The 16,937-nt window shown below is 36.8% G+C and carries 12 protein-coding genes; 5 read left to right on the forward strand and 7 right to left on the reverse strand.

All coding sequences use genetic code 11. The features are described from left to right. Positions 1 to 152 precede the first annotated feature (152 nt). The 5 genes from ACFOOI_RS05330 (at position 153) to ACFOOI_RS05350 (ending at position 4,320) form a co-directional block, all read left to right on the forward strand. Complete coding sequence (locus ACFOOI_RS05330; RefSeq protein ID WP_379835854.1) at positions 153 to 800, forward strand: gluconate 2-dehydrogenase subunit 3 family protein; 648 nt, start codon at positions 153 to 155, stop codon at positions 798 to 800. A gap of 36 nt (positions 801 to 836) precedes the next feature. Continuing rightward, entirely contained in the window at positions 837 to 2,540 is a 1,704-nt protein-coding gene (locus tag ACFOOI_RS05335) for an FAD-dependent oxidoreductase (protein WP_379835856.1), read from the forward strand. A 212-nt stretch (positions 2,541 to 2,752) separates the two neighbouring features. Next, on the forward strand, positions 2,753 to 2,971 hold the full coding sequence (locus tag ACFOOI_RS05340; RefSeq protein WP_379835858.1) for a helix-turn-helix domain-containing protein: 219 nt from the start codon (positions 2,753 to 2,755) through the stop codon (positions 2,969 to 2,971). Next, on the forward strand, positions 2,964 to 3,296 hold the full coding sequence (locus ACFOOI_RS05345; RefSeq protein ID WP_379835860.1) for a HipA N-terminal domain-containing protein: 333 nt from the start codon (positions 2,964 to 2,966) through the stop codon (positions 3,294 to 3,296). The genes ACFOOI_RS05340 and ACFOOI_RS05345 overlap by 8 nt, the downstream gene beginning before the upstream one ends. Next, the gene (locus tag ACFOOI_RS05350) at positions 3,283 to 4,320 is read left to right on the forward strand and encodes a HipA domain-containing protein (RefSeq protein WP_379835862.1); all 1,038 of its coding nucleotides are present in this window, start codon (positions 3,283 to 3,285) and stop codon (positions 4,318 to 4,320) included. The genes ACFOOI_RS05345 and ACFOOI_RS05350 overlap by 14 nt, the downstream gene beginning before the upstream one ends. Before the next feature lie 147 nt (positions 4,321 to 4,467). On the opposite strand, the gene ACFOOI_RS05355 is transcribed toward ACFOOI_RS05350, so the two are convergent. The 7 genes from ACFOOI_RS05355 to ACFOOI_RS05385 form a co-directional block, all read right to left on the reverse strand. After that, positions 4,468 to 5,982, reverse strand: coding sequence for a glutamate synthase subunit beta (locus ACFOOI_RS05355; RefSeq protein ID WP_379835864.1), 1,515 nt, complete (start codon positions 5,980 to 5,982; stop codon positions 4,468 to 4,470). Positions 5,983 to 6,021: 39 nt separating this feature from the next. After that, positions 6,022 to 10,572 (reverse strand): glutamate synthase large subunit, encoded by a 4,551-nt coding sequence (gene gltB / locus ACFOOI_RS05360; protein ID WP_379835866.1) that lies wholly within the window; start codon positions 10,570 to 10,572, stop codon positions 6,022 to 6,024. Between the two features lie 298 nt (positions 10,573 to 10,870). Next, positions 10,871 to 12,121 carry a sulfate adenylyltransferase subunit 1 gene (locus ACFOOI_RS05365; protein WP_379835868.1) on the reverse strand — a complete coding sequence of 417 codons (1,251 nt, stop codon included), beginning with the start codon at positions 12,119 to 12,121 and terminating at the stop codon, positions 10,871 to 10,873. Between the two features lie 56 nt (positions 12,122 to 12,177). Beyond that, positions 12,178 to 13,074, reverse strand: coding sequence for a sulfate adenylyltransferase subunit CysD (gene cysD / locus ACFOOI_RS05370; RefSeq protein ID WP_379840179.1), 897 nt, complete (start codon positions 13,072 to 13,074; stop codon positions 12,178 to 12,180). Between the two features lie 41 nt (positions 13,075 to 13,115). Next, positions 13,116 to 13,805: a phosphoadenylyl-sulfate reductase gene (locus ACFOOI_RS05375; RefSeq protein WP_379835870.1), complete on the reverse strand. Its 690-nt coding sequence runs from the start codon at positions 13,803 to 13,805 to the stop codon at positions 13,116 to 13,118. Between the two features lie 169 nt (positions 13,806 to 13,974). Next, a complete protein-coding gene (gene cobA, locus ACFOOI_RS05380) occupies positions 13,975 to 14,766 on the reverse strand; it encodes a uroporphyrinogen-III C-methyltransferase (RefSeq protein WP_379835872.1) in 792 nt (263 codons plus the stop codon). Positions 14,767 to 14,770: 4 nt separating this feature from the next. Next, positions 14,771 to 16,831: a nitrite reductase gene (locus ACFOOI_RS05385; RefSeq protein WP_379835874.1), complete on the reverse strand. Its 2,061-nt coding sequence runs from the start codon at positions 16,829 to 16,831 to the stop codon at positions 14,771 to 14,773. Positions 16,832 to 16,937: the final 106 nt, after the last annotated feature.

Here is a 16,937-nt window from a genome sequence, read left to right on the forward strand (position 1 = left end):
AAAAATTTAATATAAGGCTCAAGTAACATTGAGCCTTTTTTTTAGTTATTTTACACAGAAATATGCATTTGGTCGATTAACGCTTTGTATCAAACCGAATACTTATTATTTTTAAGTACGAGTTTTATTTTTCAACCTTTAAAAATATCAAATTGAACAGAAGAAATGCCTTACAAAGAGTAGCCTACCTTATGGGTGGAGCACTTTCAGCCCCGACATTAGTGGCCATGCTTGATGGTTGCAAATCGAGCAGTTCAGAAACTGGTTCGGTTTTCAGTTTAACCCCTGAATACAAATCTTTATTAGCCGAAATAGCCGAAGTAATTATCCCAAAAACAGATACACCAGGTGCCAAAGAAGCAGGTGTAGGCCCTTTTATAGAGTTAATGCTACGCGATTGTTATTCTGAACTTCAGCAAGCCCACTTCAAAGCTGGTCTTGACAAAGTAGAAGAAGAAGCCAAAAAAGTAGGTGGAAGCTTCGTAAGCCTAGCCGAAGACAAAAAAATAGAAGTTATAAAAATCATGCAAGGTTTGGCTAAAGCTGAAAACGAAGCTAATAACCAAAAGAAAAAAGCCAAAGAAGTAGATATCGAAAGTGGTTTGGTAAAAGAAAACCAAAAGAAAAAAGATGAAGCGGAAATACCTACACCATTTTTTACACTTGCGAAAGAACTAACCCTTTTCGGATACTTTACATCTGAGCCAGGTGCTACTCAGGCCCTTGACTTTGTGCCGATTCCAGGAAGATTTGATGCATGTATCAAAATAGAGCCGGGTACAAAAGCGTATGCAATTTAATTTTATTTAACCTATTCAATCTAGAAAAAATTCAACATGAATATACAAGCAAAAGGAAAGGAATCAGTTACGTATGACGCCATTGTCGTTGGATCTGGTATTTCGGGTGGTTGGGCCGCCAAAGAATTAACCCAAAAAGGCTTAAAAGTAGCCATGATAGAAAGAGGTAGAGATGTAGAACATATATCGGGTTATACTACTGCAATGCAAGAGTCGTGGGAATTTGAACACCGCGGAAGAGTAGATAACCAAGCACGCAAAGACTATTGGGCGGGCGTTAGAACAGGTTACACAGCAAACGAAGAGCACCGTCACTTTTTTGAGAAAGATATAGATAATCCGTATGAAGAAACACGTAGATTCGACTGGATCCGTGGATATCATACAGGAGGTAGATCATTATTATGGGGCCGTCAGTCATATAGATGGAATGAAAAAGATTTTACAGCAAACCTTGAAGACGGAATAGGCATCGATTGGCCAGTTAGATACAAAGAAATTGAGCCTTGGTATGCATACGTTGAAAAATTTGCTGGTATTTCTGGTTCAAAAGAGGGTTTAGATGTTTTGCCTGATTCTGAATTTCAACCAGCTATGGAACTAAACTGTGTAGAAAGGGAGGTAAAAAAAGGAATTGAGTCTAAATTTCCAGACCGTAAAATGATTATTGGAAGAGTGGCTCACCTAACTAATCCTACCGAGGAGCAAAAGGAGTTAGGACGCTCGCAGTGTCAGTTCAGAAACAGATGTATGAGAGGATGCCCTTACGGAGCCTATTTCAGTACACAAGCTGCAACTTTGCCAGCAGCTAAAAAAACAGGAAACCTAACGCTTATCAATGATAAAATCGTGTATCAAGTAATATTTGATGACGAAAAAAAGAAAGCAATTGGTGTAAAGGCAATCGATCAAAACACAAAAGAAGAAGTAGAGTTTTTCGCTAAGGTTATATTTTTAAATGCAAGTGCGGTTAACTCTGCTTGGATTTTAATGCAGTCTAAATCAAAAACTCATCCGAATGGATTAGGAAATGCTTCTGACCAATTGGGAAGAAACATCATGGATCACCACTTAGGAGTAGGTGCTGGTGGAAAATGGGACGGTTTTAAAGATATGTATTATTTTGGAAGAAGACCAAACGGTATATATATTCCAAGATTTACAAACTGGGGTAAAGACAAACGTGATTTCGTAAGAGGGTTTGGTTACCAAGGTGGTGCAAGCCGCGGAAGGGCTTCTTCTGACGGTTTTGGAAAAGAACTAAAAGATGCAAACACGCAGGTTGGAGACTGGGGTATAAATTTAGGTGGTTTTGGAGAAACTCTACCAGATCCATCAAACAGATTTACACTTACCGAAAACAAAGATAAATGGGGACTTCCTATCATTAACTTTGATGCAGCTTGGGGTAAAAACGAGTGGAAAATGCGTGAAGCAATGGAAGCAGAAGCTGCAAATATGTTGGAGGCTGCCGGAGTAAAAGATGTGCATACCTTCCATGATAAAGAAAAAGCTCCAGGTATTGGTATCCATGAAATGGGAACTGCAAGAATGGGACACGATCCAAAAACTTCAGTACTAAACAAACACAATCAAGTTTGGGGTGCTGAAAACGTTTATGTAACAGATGGAGCATTTATGGTTTCTTCTTCTTGCGTAAACCCATCGCTTACCTATATGGCCTTTACAGCACGTGCTGCAGACCATGCCGTAAACGAATTAAAGAAAATGAATCTGTAAGTTTCAAAGTTCATATAGTTTGAAAGCCATCCGAAAGGGTGGCTTTTTTGTTTTTTATAGCATCCTAAATCTTACAAAAAGTAGATACAACATACTTTTGTAAAATATTTTTATATCTATTAAAATATAAAAATTAAATAAATTTAAAAAATATACCTAATTGTATATAATTTTTCTATAATTTTGAAAATTATATTTAAATGAATATAAAAATGACAGAAAAAACACCTTTAATTAATTTTGTAAAAGACAAAAGGAAACTTACCGGAATAACACAGATAGAATTAGCCGAAAAAGCAGATGTAGGGTTAAAGTCGGTTAGAGACTTAGAACAAGGAAAAAAAACATTAAGAATGGACACTGTAAACAAAATACTAGCACTTTTTGGAGCCGAACTAGGCCCAATAGAAACCAAAAGGAAGAATGAATAGAATAGCTAAAATATGGTTTCATAGTGCATTAGCAGGACAGTTAGAAGAAACAGAAAGTGGATATAAATTCACGTATGACACAGATTATATATCTAGTAATGAAGCATTTCCAATAAGCCAAACACTAAAACTTCAAGTCCAACCTTATCAAAGTAAAGTTTTGTTTCCTTTTTTTGATGGATTAATACCAGAAGGCTGGCTACTAGATATAGCGATCGATAACTGGAAAGTAAAAGCAAATGATCGATTTGGATTATTGCTAGCATGCTGCAAAAATAGTATTGGAGCTGTGAGCGTAATTTCTGAAGAAAATGAAGAATTATAAAAACAAAAACCCACTTTATAAAACAACTGTTGGATTTGAAGTCCGAGAGCCGGAAACTCCATATCATAACTCTAGAAAAAGATGCCTTTACTGTTACAATAAATTAGAAGAAAAAGAAGAACTCTTTCATCAAGCTTGCAGCAAACGTTTTTTCGGCCAAGGGTATTTGCCTCGATTTGAATATAACAAAGAAGACTTGGCAAATTTGGCACAGCAATTTTTGAACGCAAACATGGCTGTTACTGGCGTTCAGGCAAAGGTAAGTTTAAGTTGGCACCGAAAACAAGAAAGAAATGCTTTGAAAAAACTGACAATAGTAGGACTATATGGCGACTACATACTAAAACCGCCTTCTGACTTTTACAGAGAATTACCTGAACTCGAAGATTGCACCATGAAAATGGCAGAAGTTTGTGGCTTAAAAGCTGTGCCTCATACGCTTTTTCCATTACTAGATGGTACATTGTGCTATTTGACCAAACGAGTAGACAGAAACAGAAAAGAAATGCGACACATGGAAGACATGTGCCAATTAACTGAAAGGTTAACCGAAGACAAATATAAAGGAAGTCACGAACAAGTTGCCAAGGCACTTTTGAAATATTCGGCCGCCCCCCTACTTGACGTCACTAACTTCTATGAATATGTGATTTTTAGTTTTTTGACTGGAAATGCCGATATGCACCTAAAGAACTTCTCGCTTTTAGAATCTGAACAAAAAGGCCAGTATATGTTAAGTCCGGCATACGATATGTTGAGCACAGCTTTAGTCAACAAAAGTGATAAAGAAGAGTTGGCTTTGACTTTAAATGGCAAAAAGAGCAATTTGAAATATAAAGATTTCTTAGCGGCATTTGAACTAGGAGGTCTCACAAAAAAGCAATTAGACAAAACTCTTGAAAACTTCTACTACTGTAGATACGAAATGCTTGAAGTAGTCCAAAAAAGTTTTTTAACCGACGAACTCAAATCAGAATTTGCAGAATTAATGAAAGAACGTTTTATGAGATTTGATTTTTATTAAAGCGAAATCTCAACTAAAGCCAACTTAAACCAGAAAAGATAGTTTTTTTAGATTTGACCAATTTTGAAACTTCAAAAATGGTACAAATAAAAACAGAAAGAGCCACCCAAAAATGAGTGGCTCTTTTTAGTATAAAATCTAAAAATCTTAAATGCTTGTATACTCTGCAGAAATCATTGAAACTGCTTTTGCTTCTAAGAATGAATACCCTTCGAGGAATTCATCTATAGCTCTCGCAGCTTCTCTACCTTCAGAGATAGCCCAAACCACAAGAGATTGCCCCCTACGCATGTCACCAGCAGCAAAAACTTTTTTCACCGAAGTGGCGTAGTTATTGGCGTCTACATTTCCTCTGCCGTCTAGCTTAACACCTAACTGCTCTAATAAACCTTCTTGTTGAGGATTCAAAAAACCAGCTGCGATAAGAGCTAACTCTGCAGGAATATCTCTTTCAGAGCCTTCTATTTCTTTCATTACCATTCTACCTTTTTCGCTCACCCATTCGATATCCACCAATCTTATGGCTTTAAGGTTACCGTTTTCATCACCGATAAATTCTTTGGTATTTACACTCCAAGCCCTCTCACACCCTTCTTCGTGCGAAGTAGAAGTACGAAGCATCATAGGCCAAAGTGGCCAAGGCGTGCTTTCAGCTCTTGTTTTTGGAGGCATAGGCATAATCTCAATTTGATTGATAGACTTAGCACCTTGACGGTTTGAAGTACCTACGCAGTCAGAGCCTGTGTCACCACCACCGATCACAAATACATTTTTTCCAGTTGCTAGCAATTCTCCATTTTCGAAAATTTGTCCGGTATGATCTTTAGAGTAATCTACAGTGACACCTTTTTGGGTAGCCACTCGTTTGTTAGACTGACTTAAAAACTCCATTGCAAAGTGTATCCCTTTTAACTCACGTCCTTTGATATTAATATCTCTCGGAACAGTGGAACCACCTGTGAGTAAAACCGCATCAAATTCGTCCATTAACTTCTCCGTTTTGTAGTTTACACCCACATTTGTAGAAGTTTTGAAAATAATACCTTCAGCTTTCATGACCTCCATTCTGCGGTCAATAATGCTTTTATCAAGTTTAAAATCAGGAATACCATATCTAACTAGACCACCAATTTGATCTGCTCTTTCGAACAAAGTCACCAAATGACCAGCTTTGTTGAGTTGTGTAGCAGCAGCAAGACCAGCAGGACCAGAACCTACCACAGCAACTTTTTTACCGGTACGCTTAAGCGGAGGCTTAGGTTGCACCCAACCGTTATCAAATGCTTTCTCTACAATCGATTTTTCGATGTACTCAATCGCAACAGGGTTTTTATTAATTCCTAGCACGCATGAAGACTCACAAGGTGCCGGGCAAATTCTACCAGTAAACTCAGGAAAATTGTTTGTTGAACTTAATAATTCAAAAGCATACTGCCAGTTTTCTTCATAAACGGCGTCATTAAATTCAGGAATAATATTACCCAATGGACAACCAGAGTGACAAAAAGGAATACCGCAATCCATGCATCTAGCTGCTTGGTTTTTGGTTTGCTCTTCCGAAAATCCTAATTCTACTTCGTTATAATCGTTTTTTCTTTCATTCACATCTCTTTTTTGAGATGCTTTTCTTTCAAATTCTAAGAAACCAGTTGGTTTTCCCATAACCTTAATCTTTATATTTTTAATCTGAAATTCTTTTAATTAAGCAGCTACCGACTCTGCATTTTTTCTCTCCATCAAAATCCTTTTGTAATCCGTAGGGAATACTTTAGCAAATTTCGAAATTTCGGTATCCCAGTTGTCTAAAATATATTTAGCAACATCGCTTTGTGTAGTTGCAAAATGCTTAGAAATCATTTCATGTAACAAATTGATGTCATCTTCTAAAAGTTCAGCTAGTTCAACCATTTCTTTGTTACACTTACTATCAAAGTCATTGTTTTGGTCATAAATGAATGCTAAACCTCCACTCATACCAGCTGCAAAGTTTTTACCAGTTTCACCTAAAACCACAACTACTCCACCTGTCATGTACTCGCAACCGTGGTCACCAATACCTTCAACCACTACACTAGCCCCTGAGTTACGCACACAAAAACGCTCTCCGGCCATACCTTTGATATATGCCTCTCCTGATGTAGCACCATAGAATGAAACGTTTCCTACAGCCATATTGTCACTGGCTTTGAAGGTAGCTTTACGATCTGGATATACGATTAACTCAGCTCCACATAATCCTTTTCCAAAGTAATCGTTTGCGTCTCCTTCTAGCTCAAATTTAAGCCCTTTTGTAGAAAAAGCTCCAAAGGACTGACCTGCAGTACCTCTAAACTTATAATGAATGGTTCCAGCCTCTAAGCCACCTCCATTATATTTCTTTGAAATCTCATTTGAGATCATTGCACCGATAGAGCGATTGAGGTTGTTTACCTCATATTCTCCAGTAACTTTTGTTCCATTATCAAGTGCCGCTTTCGCGTCTTTAATCAAAGTATGATCTAAAACACCTGCAATACCGTGGTCTTGCTCTTCTTGTTTATAAAGTGCTACTGAAGGATCTGCATCTTCTTTATATAATATTTTAGAAAGATCCAAGTGTTTGTATTTCCAATGGTTAATGTCTGGTCTTTTCTCAAGCATTTGAGCTTGACCTACCATTTCGTTTATAGTTCTAAAACCTAACTCGGCCATTATTTCTCTAACCTCCATAGCTAAATAGTAAAACATGTTTACAACGTGCTCAGGCTTCCCAGAGAACAATGCCCTTAACTCTTTATTTTGAGTGGCAATACCGACAGGGCAAGTATTTAAGTGACATTTACGCATTAAAATACAACCTGTAGCAACCAAGGCTGCTGTAGCCACACCAAATTCTTCTGCTCCAAGCAAAGTAGCAATCACGATATCTCTTCCCGTACGTATTTGACCGTCAGTTTGAAGCGTTATTCTACCTCTTAATTTATTTTTCACTAAAGTCTGGTGTGCTTCAGCCAAACCAAGCTCCCAAGGTAAACCTGCATGTCTGATAGACGAAAGCGGCGAAGCACCTGTACCTCCATCGTATCCCGCTATAAGAATAACGTCTGAGTGTGCTTTCGCTACACCCGATGCTACTGTACCAACACCAGCCTCAGAAACCAATTTCACTGAAATCCTTGACTCTCTATTCGCATTTTTTAGATCATATATAAGCTGAGCTAAATCTTCGATGGAGTAAATGTCGTGGTGAGGAGGTGGTGAAATCAAACCTACACCTGGGGTAGAATGTCTTACTCTACCTATCCAATCATCTACTTTATGCCCCGGTAACTGTCCACCTTCACCAGGCTTAGCACCTTGAGCCATTTTTATTTGAAGCTCAGTAGCATTTGTAAGGTAATATGAAGTTACCCCGAATCTACCTGAAGCTACTTGCTTGATGCTCGAGTTCAGGTTGTCTCCATTGTCTCTTACTTTAAACCTTATTTCGTCTTCGCCACCTTCACCAGAGTTTGATTTTCCGCCTATTCGGTTCATCGCTATAGCTAGTGTGGTGTGAGCCTCCCATGATATGGAGCCAAACGACATAGCACCTGTTGCGAAACGCTTCAAGATGTTTTCTACTGGCTCAACTTCATCAATAGAAATCGGGTTTCCTTCTTTAAATTTGAGTAAACCTCTCAATGTCAATGCATTTTCGGTTTGCTCATTCATCAGTTTTGAATATTTTTTGAATATTCCGAAGCCTTTAGATTGGTCTTCTACTCCAACTTTACACGATTGTTGAAGTAAATGGATTGTGTCTGGATTGAAAAGGTGTTTTTCTCCTCTTTGTTTCCATTGATAAACTCCCCCTACTTCTAGTCTTTTTACTGAATCAACTACCACTTTAGGAAAAGCCACCGAATGTCTTATGATACATTCTTTAGCAATTTCTGCAAGGCCCAAACCTTCAATACGTGAAACTGTGCCCGTAAAGAATTTATCAACAACCGATTTATTTAAACCTATACATTCGAAAATTTGAGCACCTCTGTATGACTGAAGTGTTGAAATTCCCATTTTAGAACATATTTTTAACAATTCTTTGTCAACAGCCTTCGAGTAGTTTTTATGTAATTGCTCGTCTGTAAACTCTCCGTCTATCATGCCTGAGGCATTCATATCAGAGATAGTTTCTAGGGCTATATAAGGGCAAATACCCGACGCACCGAAACCAATCAAAGTAGCAAAATGATGAGTTTCCCAAACATCGCCCGCCTCAACTAATATCCCTACTTTACCTCTAATTCCTTTTTTGATTAAATGGTGATGCACTGCTGCTACCGCCAAAAGCGAAGGAATTGGAGCGTGGTCAGAATCAATTGCTCTATCTGACAATATAATAATCTCAAATCCGTCATGGATTGCATCCACTGCATAGTTGCAAATACGCTCAAGTGCATATTCTAGCGACTTAGCCGGGTCTGGAGCGTCTGCATTGAAATATGTATTAATGGTTTTCGCTTGAAAACCTTCGTAATCCACAAAACGAAGTTTATCAAATTCCTTGATAGTAAGCACAGGCTGCTCTAACTGAACCTGACGACAATGCGACGGAGATTCTGTTAAAATATTATCTGCAGAACCCACAAACGAAATCAGTGACATAATAGAACGCTCACGGATAGAATCTATCGGTGGGTTGGTTACCTGAGCAAAAAGCTGCTTAAAGTAATAAGAGATATGCTGACTTTGGTGCGAAAGAACCGCCAAAGGCGAATCAATACCCATAGAACCTATTGCCTCTTTACCTGAAGTGGCCATTGGCCCCAATATCATACGAAGGTCCTCAGACGTAAAACCATTGGTTATCTGTCTTTTTAATAAAGACTTTTTATCATATTTGGTATAAGGTCTGATTGAATCAGGAAGGTCGTTAATTCTAATTTTATGCTCGTCGAGCCATTCTTGATAAGGTTTTCTTGAACAAATATCAGCTTTTAGTTTTTCGTCAGGAATAATCCTTCCTTGCTCCATGTCCACAACGAACATTTTTCCCGGTTGAAGTCTTCCTTTGTAAACTACTTTAGACTGATCTACATCTAAAACCCCTGCTTCAGATGCCATAATAACGGTATCGTCATTTAATACCCAATATCTTGAAGGTCTAAGTCCATTTCTATCGAGTGTAGCCCCTACTATTTTTCCATCTGTAAATGAAATAGACGCTGGACCATCCCAGGGCTCCATAATACTAGAGTGATACTCATAAAAAGCTTTTCTAGTTGGATCCATGTCTTCGTTTCCATCCCATGCTTCAGGAATAAGCATCATCATAACGTGAGGCAACGATCTTCCAGAAAGATAAAGAAGCTCAATGGCATTGTCTAACTGGGCTGAGTCTGAATTCCCAACTTCACAGATAGGCAAAATCATTTGCATTTCTTTTTCTGTAAAAAACTCAGAATAGAATGTGCTTTCTGCTGCTCTAATCCAGTTTACGTTTCCTTTTACAGTGTTTATCTCTCCATTGTGAGCGATATATCTAAAAGGCTGAGCCAATTCCCACGAAGGAAATGTGTTGGTAGAAAAACGAGAGTGAACAATAGCAAATGCTGAAACAACATTTGGATTGGTCAAATCAGGAAAATAATATTTTAGTTGATCAGTAGTAAGCTGACCTTTATATGAAACCGTGCTAGATGAAAGCGAACTAAAATAGAAGTGCTTTCTGGCTCCAGCTACTGATTCTTTTATGATTCTTGAGGCAAATTGTCTTAAAACGTAAAGTTTTCTTTCAAATGTTATATTACTTTGAGTTTCGTCAGTTTTTTCTATAAATACTTGCTCTACCCATGGCTCTACAGAACCCGACCCTTCTCCTAAAGTATCGTTTTGAGTAGGAACTTTACGGTATCCAATAAGTTTAAATCCAAGTAAGGCGATTTTTCTATTAAGAATTTCTTTACATTCTTCACGTTCCTCTTGGTCAAAAGGGAAGAAAATCATACCTAAGCCATAGTTACCAAGTGAAGGCAACTTAAAACCTAAGTCTAGACATTCGGCAAATAAAAACTCATGAGGAATTTGCAATAATAAACCAGCACCATCACCGGTGTTAGGATCGCATCCACATGCCCCTCTATGATCCATACGTTCTAACATGGTAATTGCATCAGCAACTATTTGATGAGACTTACGTCCTTTCAAGTGTGCTCGGAAACCGATTCCACACGCATCATGTTCAAACTCAGGAAGATAAAGGCCTTGATTTTGATTTTTTACAGTCATTTCTTAATAGATGTTGTTATTGTACTCTCACTCTATGCTATATTCAATAAGAAAAAACACAGAATGTACGATAAAATAAAAGGAATACTATTGCTGTTTTTATAGTATATTATAAAAGCAGCTACGCAATTTAATAAATAGATAATATGCAAAAGACACATTTTGCCAAATTTTATAAACCTTCACTAAAGTTGTAATTTAATTACTAGATTCTATTGAAATTATACAATTTGGCAGAAACTAAAAAAGACTACCAAAATGATAGTCTTTTAAAATTTACCCCTAAACTTAATTTTTCTTAGATCATAAAGCCTACACCTACTGTTCCGTTTGATTGCTCATCTATCAAAATAAACGCTCCGTTTGGAGGATTTACTTCAAATGGATCTGCAAATATTGGATTTGCTAACTTAAAGCTTACTACCCCAATTTGATTCAATTTGATATTTTCAGGCAGCTCTTCTTCTTCAAAATTATTGATACTCAACACACTCTGAATACCTGTTACTTTGGTTTTTTGACGATTAACTCCATGCTGAAGCAAATAGGTCTTTCCATTCTGTAGAGGTGTAGTATCCATCCAACAAACGCGTGCTTTTAACTCTTTAGATAATTCAGGTTGTTCACCTACTTTAACTAGCATATTTCCTCTAGAGATATCGATATCGTCTTCTAAAGTTATCGTAACTGAATCGTTTTTGGATGCCACTTCTACGCTATCCTGGGCTCTATAAATAGCACTTATTTTACCTATTTGCTTGCTTGGTAGTGCTTCAATCATGTCCCCAACCTTGATAGATCCCGAAGAAACTCTACCCGCGTAGCCTCTGAAATCATGAAACTCCTCCGTTTTGGGTCTGATCACCAACTGAACAGGTAACCTAAACAGCGACTTATCATCTTTTTGGTCTTCTATTTCGATATTTTCTAAAAGCTGAAGCAATGTTAAAGAATCGTACCAAGGCATTTTGTCCGATTTCTCAACTATGTTTTCACCATAAAGAGATGAGATTGGAATAAATGAAATTTTTTGTTTTGGCTTTTTTACTTGCTCAGATATTTCATTAAAATCTTGTTGAATTTTCTCAAAAACAGACTGGTCATAATTAGCCAAATCCATTTTATTTATGGCCACTATTACATTTTTTATTTCTAAAAGCGAAGCTATATAAAAGTGTCTTCTAGTTTGCTCTCCTACTCCATTTCTGGCATCTACTAATATTATAGAAACCGAGGCATTAGAAGCACCCGTAACCATATTTCGTGTATATTCAAAGTGACCGGGAGTGTCGGCTATTATGTATTTACGGTTTGGTGTATTGAAATAAATATTGGCCACATCAATTGTGATACCTTGCTCTCTTTCGGCTATGAGGCCGTCAGTTAATAAAGAGAGGTCTACAAAGTCAAGTCCTTTACGCTGCGAAGCGGCTTTAAGGGCTTCTATTTTATCTTTTGTGATAGATTGAGTTTCGAACAATAATCTACCTATTAGGGTGCTTTTGCCGTCGTCTACCGATCCTGCTGTTGCTATTCTTAATATATCCATTTTACGTTTTTAAAGTTTTTTTGAAAGAGAACAATACTCGTTTTTTGATAGAATATTCAAAAATACCCTTGCTGCTTACGTTTTTCCATGGCAGCTTCTGAACGTTTATCATCTATTCGAGCTCCTCTTTCCGATATCTCAGCCTCTAATATTTCTTCGATAATCTGATCTATATGGCTTGCAGTCGATGAAACTGCGGCAGTACAAGTCATATCACCTACTGTTCTAAACCTAACGATGGTTTTATAAGGCACTTCGTCTTCTGATTTATTAATAAATTCAGAATCTGACCAAATCATACCGTCTCTGTCAAAGACTTCTCTTTCGTGGGCAAAATATATAGAAGGTATTTCAAGATTTTCTTCTTTTATGTAATTCCAAACGTCAAGTTCGGTCCAGTTTGAAATTGGAAAAACTCGCACGTTTTCGCCCAATTCTATTTTACCATTTAGCATTTCAAACAACTCAGGGCGTTGTTTTTTCGAATCCCATTCACCAAAATCATTTCTTACTGAAAATATACGTTCTTTGGCCCTTGCTTTTTCTTCGTCTCTACGAGCACCTCCAATACAGGCATCAAACTTAAACTCCTCGATAGTGTCAAGCAAAGTAACGGTCTGTAGAGCATTTCTACTCGCATATTTACCCGTTTCTTCTTTTGCTTTACCTGCTTTGATAGAGTCTTCTACATTTCTTACTATAAGCTCCACACCCAGCTCTTTCGCCAATTGATCTCTGAATGAAATAGTTTCAGGGAAATTATGACCAGTATCTACATGAACCAATGGAAAAGGGATTTTACCTGGATAAAATGCCTTTTGAGCTAACCTCACTAATGTAATAGAATCTTTTCCACCAGAAAACAATAACGCTGGACGTTCAAACTGTGCCGCTACTTCTCTAAGAATATAAATTGCCTCGTCTTCGAGTTGTTTTGGAAAATGCTTGTTAATATTCAATTTTATAAAAATTTAAGTTCCGAATTCTTTTTCAATTATTTGACTGCATGAAGGCCACATTCTTTTTGAGAAACCTCCCACCACCATCTCCCCGCTCGCGGGTCTTCACCTTTTGATATCGCTCTGGTACAAGGCTGACAGCCTATGCTAACAAAACCTTTGCTGTGAAGTGTATTTTGTGGTACATTATGCTCTTTTAAATAAGCCTCAACTTCTTCTAAAGTCCATTTTAATAAGGGATTAAATTTATAGACATTATTTGCCTCGTCGTTTTCCCAAATTGGCATATCGGCTCTGTTGGCTGACTGTTCCGCTCTTAGTCCGGTAATCCAAACTTCTGCTCCTTTTAATGCCCTCTGCAAAGGTACTATTTTACGAATATTGCAGCAGGCTTTTCTATTCTCTACAGATTCATAAAATGAATTAAAGCCTTTTTTTTCTACAAATTCTTCTATATCTATAGCATTAGGAAAATATGTTTTAAAGCTTTTCTTATACCTATTTTTTGTTTTATCCATCAGCTCATAGGTTTCTGGAAATAACCTCCCCGTGTCTAATGTAAAAATTTCAATTGGTAAATCGTTTTTAAAAATTGCATCTGTAATTACCTGATCTTCTTGACCAAATGACGATGAAAATACTACTTTACCTTGAAAGTTTTTAGAAACAAATTCTAAACCTTCAATCAAACTCATTCCACCCAATTTCTCGTTTAAATCTACCATTTTAGTATTCTTCTAAAAAAAATATTTTTATTATATAAATAACTAACTACAAATATGTTAACACCAAAACACAAAATTAACTTTACCGTAAAATAAAAAAAACTGCACGGCATTTTTATGTTTTGTAATTTTGAGTATTAAAAACATTTTAAGCCTACAAAATCCTACTTTAAAGGCCTTGGAACTCTTCCGAGGCCATATTTTTTGTTCCAATTTTAGGTTCTTTAAACCTATCGAAATACCGAACTACATCACCCACTACCACAATAGCTGGGTTTTTTAACTGATTTTGTTCCGCAATATCCAATAAGTCTTTTACTTTACCAACAGCCTTTTTTTCATTGGGTTTACTTGCGTTTTGAATTATACAAACAGCAACTTCTCCTTTATTTTCGTCTAAAAAAGCCTCTTGAATATTCTGTAGTTTAGACATAGACATCAAAAAAACGAGTGTCGCGTTTGATTTGGCAGCCAAACTCAGGTCTAGACTAAAACTTTTGTCTGACTTATGACCCGTTATGACCCAAAAACCATCTGAATATCTCCTGTCTGTAAGTGGCACAAAATGATTTCCGGTAGTGAAAACAGAAGAAATACCAGGTACGTAGTTTACCTCCAAACCTCTTTCGTGTGCGTATTCTACTTCTTCTATTCCTCTTCCAAACACAAATGGGTCTCCACCTTTAAGTCTTACCACATGGCCTCTTTCGTAGGCTTTTTCTACAATCAAAAAATTGATACTGTCTTGCGTTATACCCTTTTCATGCCCTCGTTTGCCCACATAAATTTTTTCGCAAAGTGGATGACAATATTCTAATAATTGCTCATTAACCAGAGCGTCGTACAAAACAACATCTGCAACTCTCAAAGTATTAATAGCTTTTAAAGTAATTAACTCTGGATCTCCAGGACCACCACCTACTACGCTTAACTTTGGAATATTTTTAGTATTATCTAACATACCTTTATTCAGCTTTTAATTCAGCTCTCTTTTGAGGAGCGGCTTTACAAAATGCCTCTGCAGCTTGAATATAATCAATAGCAAAAGTCTCAGTAGGTTCGTTTTTGTTTATTTGTAAAACAGACGATTCAAAATTGGCATCAAACTTTTCGCTGTAAGCCGTTATAACTTTTGTTTGTGTACTGCAATTGACATCAATATCAAGTAACAAGGCCTTCGCAGCATTTATTTGAGCCGAATAAGCATGATAAATGGCATCAGCATAGGCTTTTTGTTCAAAAGCTTCTTTTGCTAGGCTTATTTTTTCGTCTGCTTCTAAAAACAAAATTCCAATTAAATCAATCATTACTGCTGCACATTCTCCTACTCCAATAGCTGTTTCAAAAGAATCTGTTTGACCCCAATCTATAAAATCACTTTGTTGTAAATTATCTAAAACAGCCAAAGGTTTTAGTAAATCAAAGAAATAAATTTTCCCCTGTCTGTCGTAATAGTCATTGAAATACTCACCATCTGTACTATTTGAAATATAATCTTCAAAAATATGACGTAACACTTGTGGCCCTCTTTTTGAAGGGACTTTTATTACTTTTTCAGCTGCTCTGCCTTCGCCATTGCCGATTGTTCCACCACCTAAAAGCACCTGTAAAGCAGGAAGCACTTTTTTGTCAGCCGATTTTAATGAACTCCCATGAAATCCAATGTTTGCCATACCGTGCTGTCCACAAGAGTTCATGCAACCTGATATTTTAATTTTAATATCTTGATTTTTAACTAAATCTGGGTATTCTTCTTGGATAACTTTCTCAAATTCTAAAGTGATAGCTGTACTATCTGATATTGCCAAATTACATGTATCTGTACCTGGGCAAGCCGTTATATTGGCTATACTATTGGCTCCCGCTGCTGCGTATCCTACTTCTTTGAGAACAGTAAAAACATAAGAAAGATTTTGAGTAGGTACATTCCTAAAAAACAGACCTTGGTTTATGGTTACCCTAACATCGTCTCCGATATAACCCTCTAGTTTAGAAATTAATTGACGTGACTCTTCACTTGAAATATTACCAAGTGGAATTTTCACATAAATACCATGAAGCCCTTTTTCCGGCTGAGAAATAACATTGGTTGATTTCCACAATATATATTCTTTAGAATCTAATTCTTGTCCGTCATAATACTTTGTTGCCTTTGATTCTGCAACAGAAGTATATTCAACTTTAACACTTTGGTTTTTTAGGGCTAATTTTTCAGCTTCCACCAATTCCATAAAAGCATCAAACCCTATTTTAGCCAAAAGAAACTTCATTCTAGCTTTACTACGCGAATTACGCTCTCCATTTCTATCGAAAACACGTAAAACTGCTTCAGTAAATGGAATTAACTTATCTTCCTCAATAAATTCTGTGGCAACGTCCGCCATTCTTGGCTGTGCTCCTAAACCACCACCAACTACTATTTTAAACCCTCGTTTTCCATCTTTTATTTTTGGAATAAAACCTAAATCATGAATAAACGCTAAGGCTGTATCTTCTTCTGTATTTGAAAATGCAATTTTTATTTTTCTTCCCATTTCTTGACAAATAGGATTACGCAAAAAGTACTCAAACATGGCGTGGGCATAAGGCGTAACGTCAAATAACTCCTTAGCATCAATACCGGCAGTAACAGATGCTGTTATATTTCTAACCGTATTACCACAAGCCTCCCGCATTGTAACATTATCCTGCTCAAGTTTTGCCCACAATTCTGGAGTTTTATCAAGGCTCACAAAGTGAATCTGAACATCCTGACGTGTGGTTAGGTGTAAATTTCCAGTAGAATATTCATCCGAAATTTCAGAAATCCTGTGCCATTGCTTAAATGTCATTTTACCATAAGGAAGCTTAATCCTTACCATCTGAACGCCATGTTGCCTTTGGCCATATACGCCTCTTGCAAGTCTAAGACTACGAAATTTATCTTCATGGATACCTCCCTCATGAAAAAGTCTAATCTTTTTTTCAAGGTCAATAATATCTTTCTCTACTAGCGGATTTTCTAACTCAGTTCTGAAGCTTAACATGCCTAATGTCTTTTGTTTTATAAAAAATAGTAGGCAAATATATTTATTAATCTACTATTCTCATAGACTTTATAGATTTATTTAAAACTAGAATAATTCGACTTAG

This window comes from Lacihabitans lacunae (assembly GCF_042649125.1).
Lineage (GTDB): Bacteria > Bacteroidota > Bacteroidia > Cytophagales > Spirosomataceae > Leadbetterella > Leadbetterella lacunae.

What these genes read in the sequence shown, in the direction of transcription:
- ACFOOI_RS05335 (WP_379835856.1), top strand. Translation starts at nt 837, where the DNA reads ATGAATATACAAGCAAAAGGAAAGGAATCAGTTACGTATGACGCCATT.
- ACFOOI_RS05340 (WP_379835858.1), top strand. Translation starts at nt 2,753, where the DNA reads ATGACAGAAAAAACACCTTTAATTAATTTTGTAAAAGACAAAAGGAAA.
- ACFOOI_RS05345 (WP_379835860.1), top strand. Translation starts at nt 2,964, where the DNA reads ATGAATAGAATAGCTAAAATATGGTTTCATAGTGCATTAGCAGGACAG.
- ACFOOI_RS05350 (WP_379835862.1), top strand. Translation starts at nt 3,283, where the DNA reads ATGAAGAATTATAAAAACAAAAACCCACTTTATAAAACAACTGTTGGA.
- ACFOOI_RS05355 (WP_379835864.1), bottom strand. Translation starts at nt 5,982, where the DNA reads ATGGGAAAACCAACTGGTTTCTTAGAATTTGAAAGAAAAGCATCTCAA.
- gltB (WP_379835866.1), bottom strand. Translation starts at nt 10,572, where the DNA reads ATGACTGTAAAAAATCAAAATCAAGGCCTTTATCTTCCTGAGTTTGAA.
- ACFOOI_RS05365 (WP_379835868.1), bottom strand. Translation starts at nt 12,121, where the DNA reads ATGGATATATTAAGAATAGCAACAGCAGGATCGGTAGACGACGGCAAA.
- ACFOOI_RS05375 (WP_379835870.1), bottom strand. Translation starts at nt 13,805, where the DNA reads ATGGTAGATTTAAACGAGAAATTGGGTGGAATGAGTTTGATTGAAGGT.
- cobA (WP_379835872.1), bottom strand. Translation starts at nt 14,766, where the DNA reads ATGTTAGATAATACTAAAAATATTCCAAAGTTAAGCGTAGTAGGTGGT.
- ACFOOI_RS05385 (WP_379835874.1), bottom strand. Translation starts at nt 16,831, where the DNA reads ATGTTAAGCTTCAGAACTGAGTTAGAAAATCCGCTAGTAGAGAAAGAT.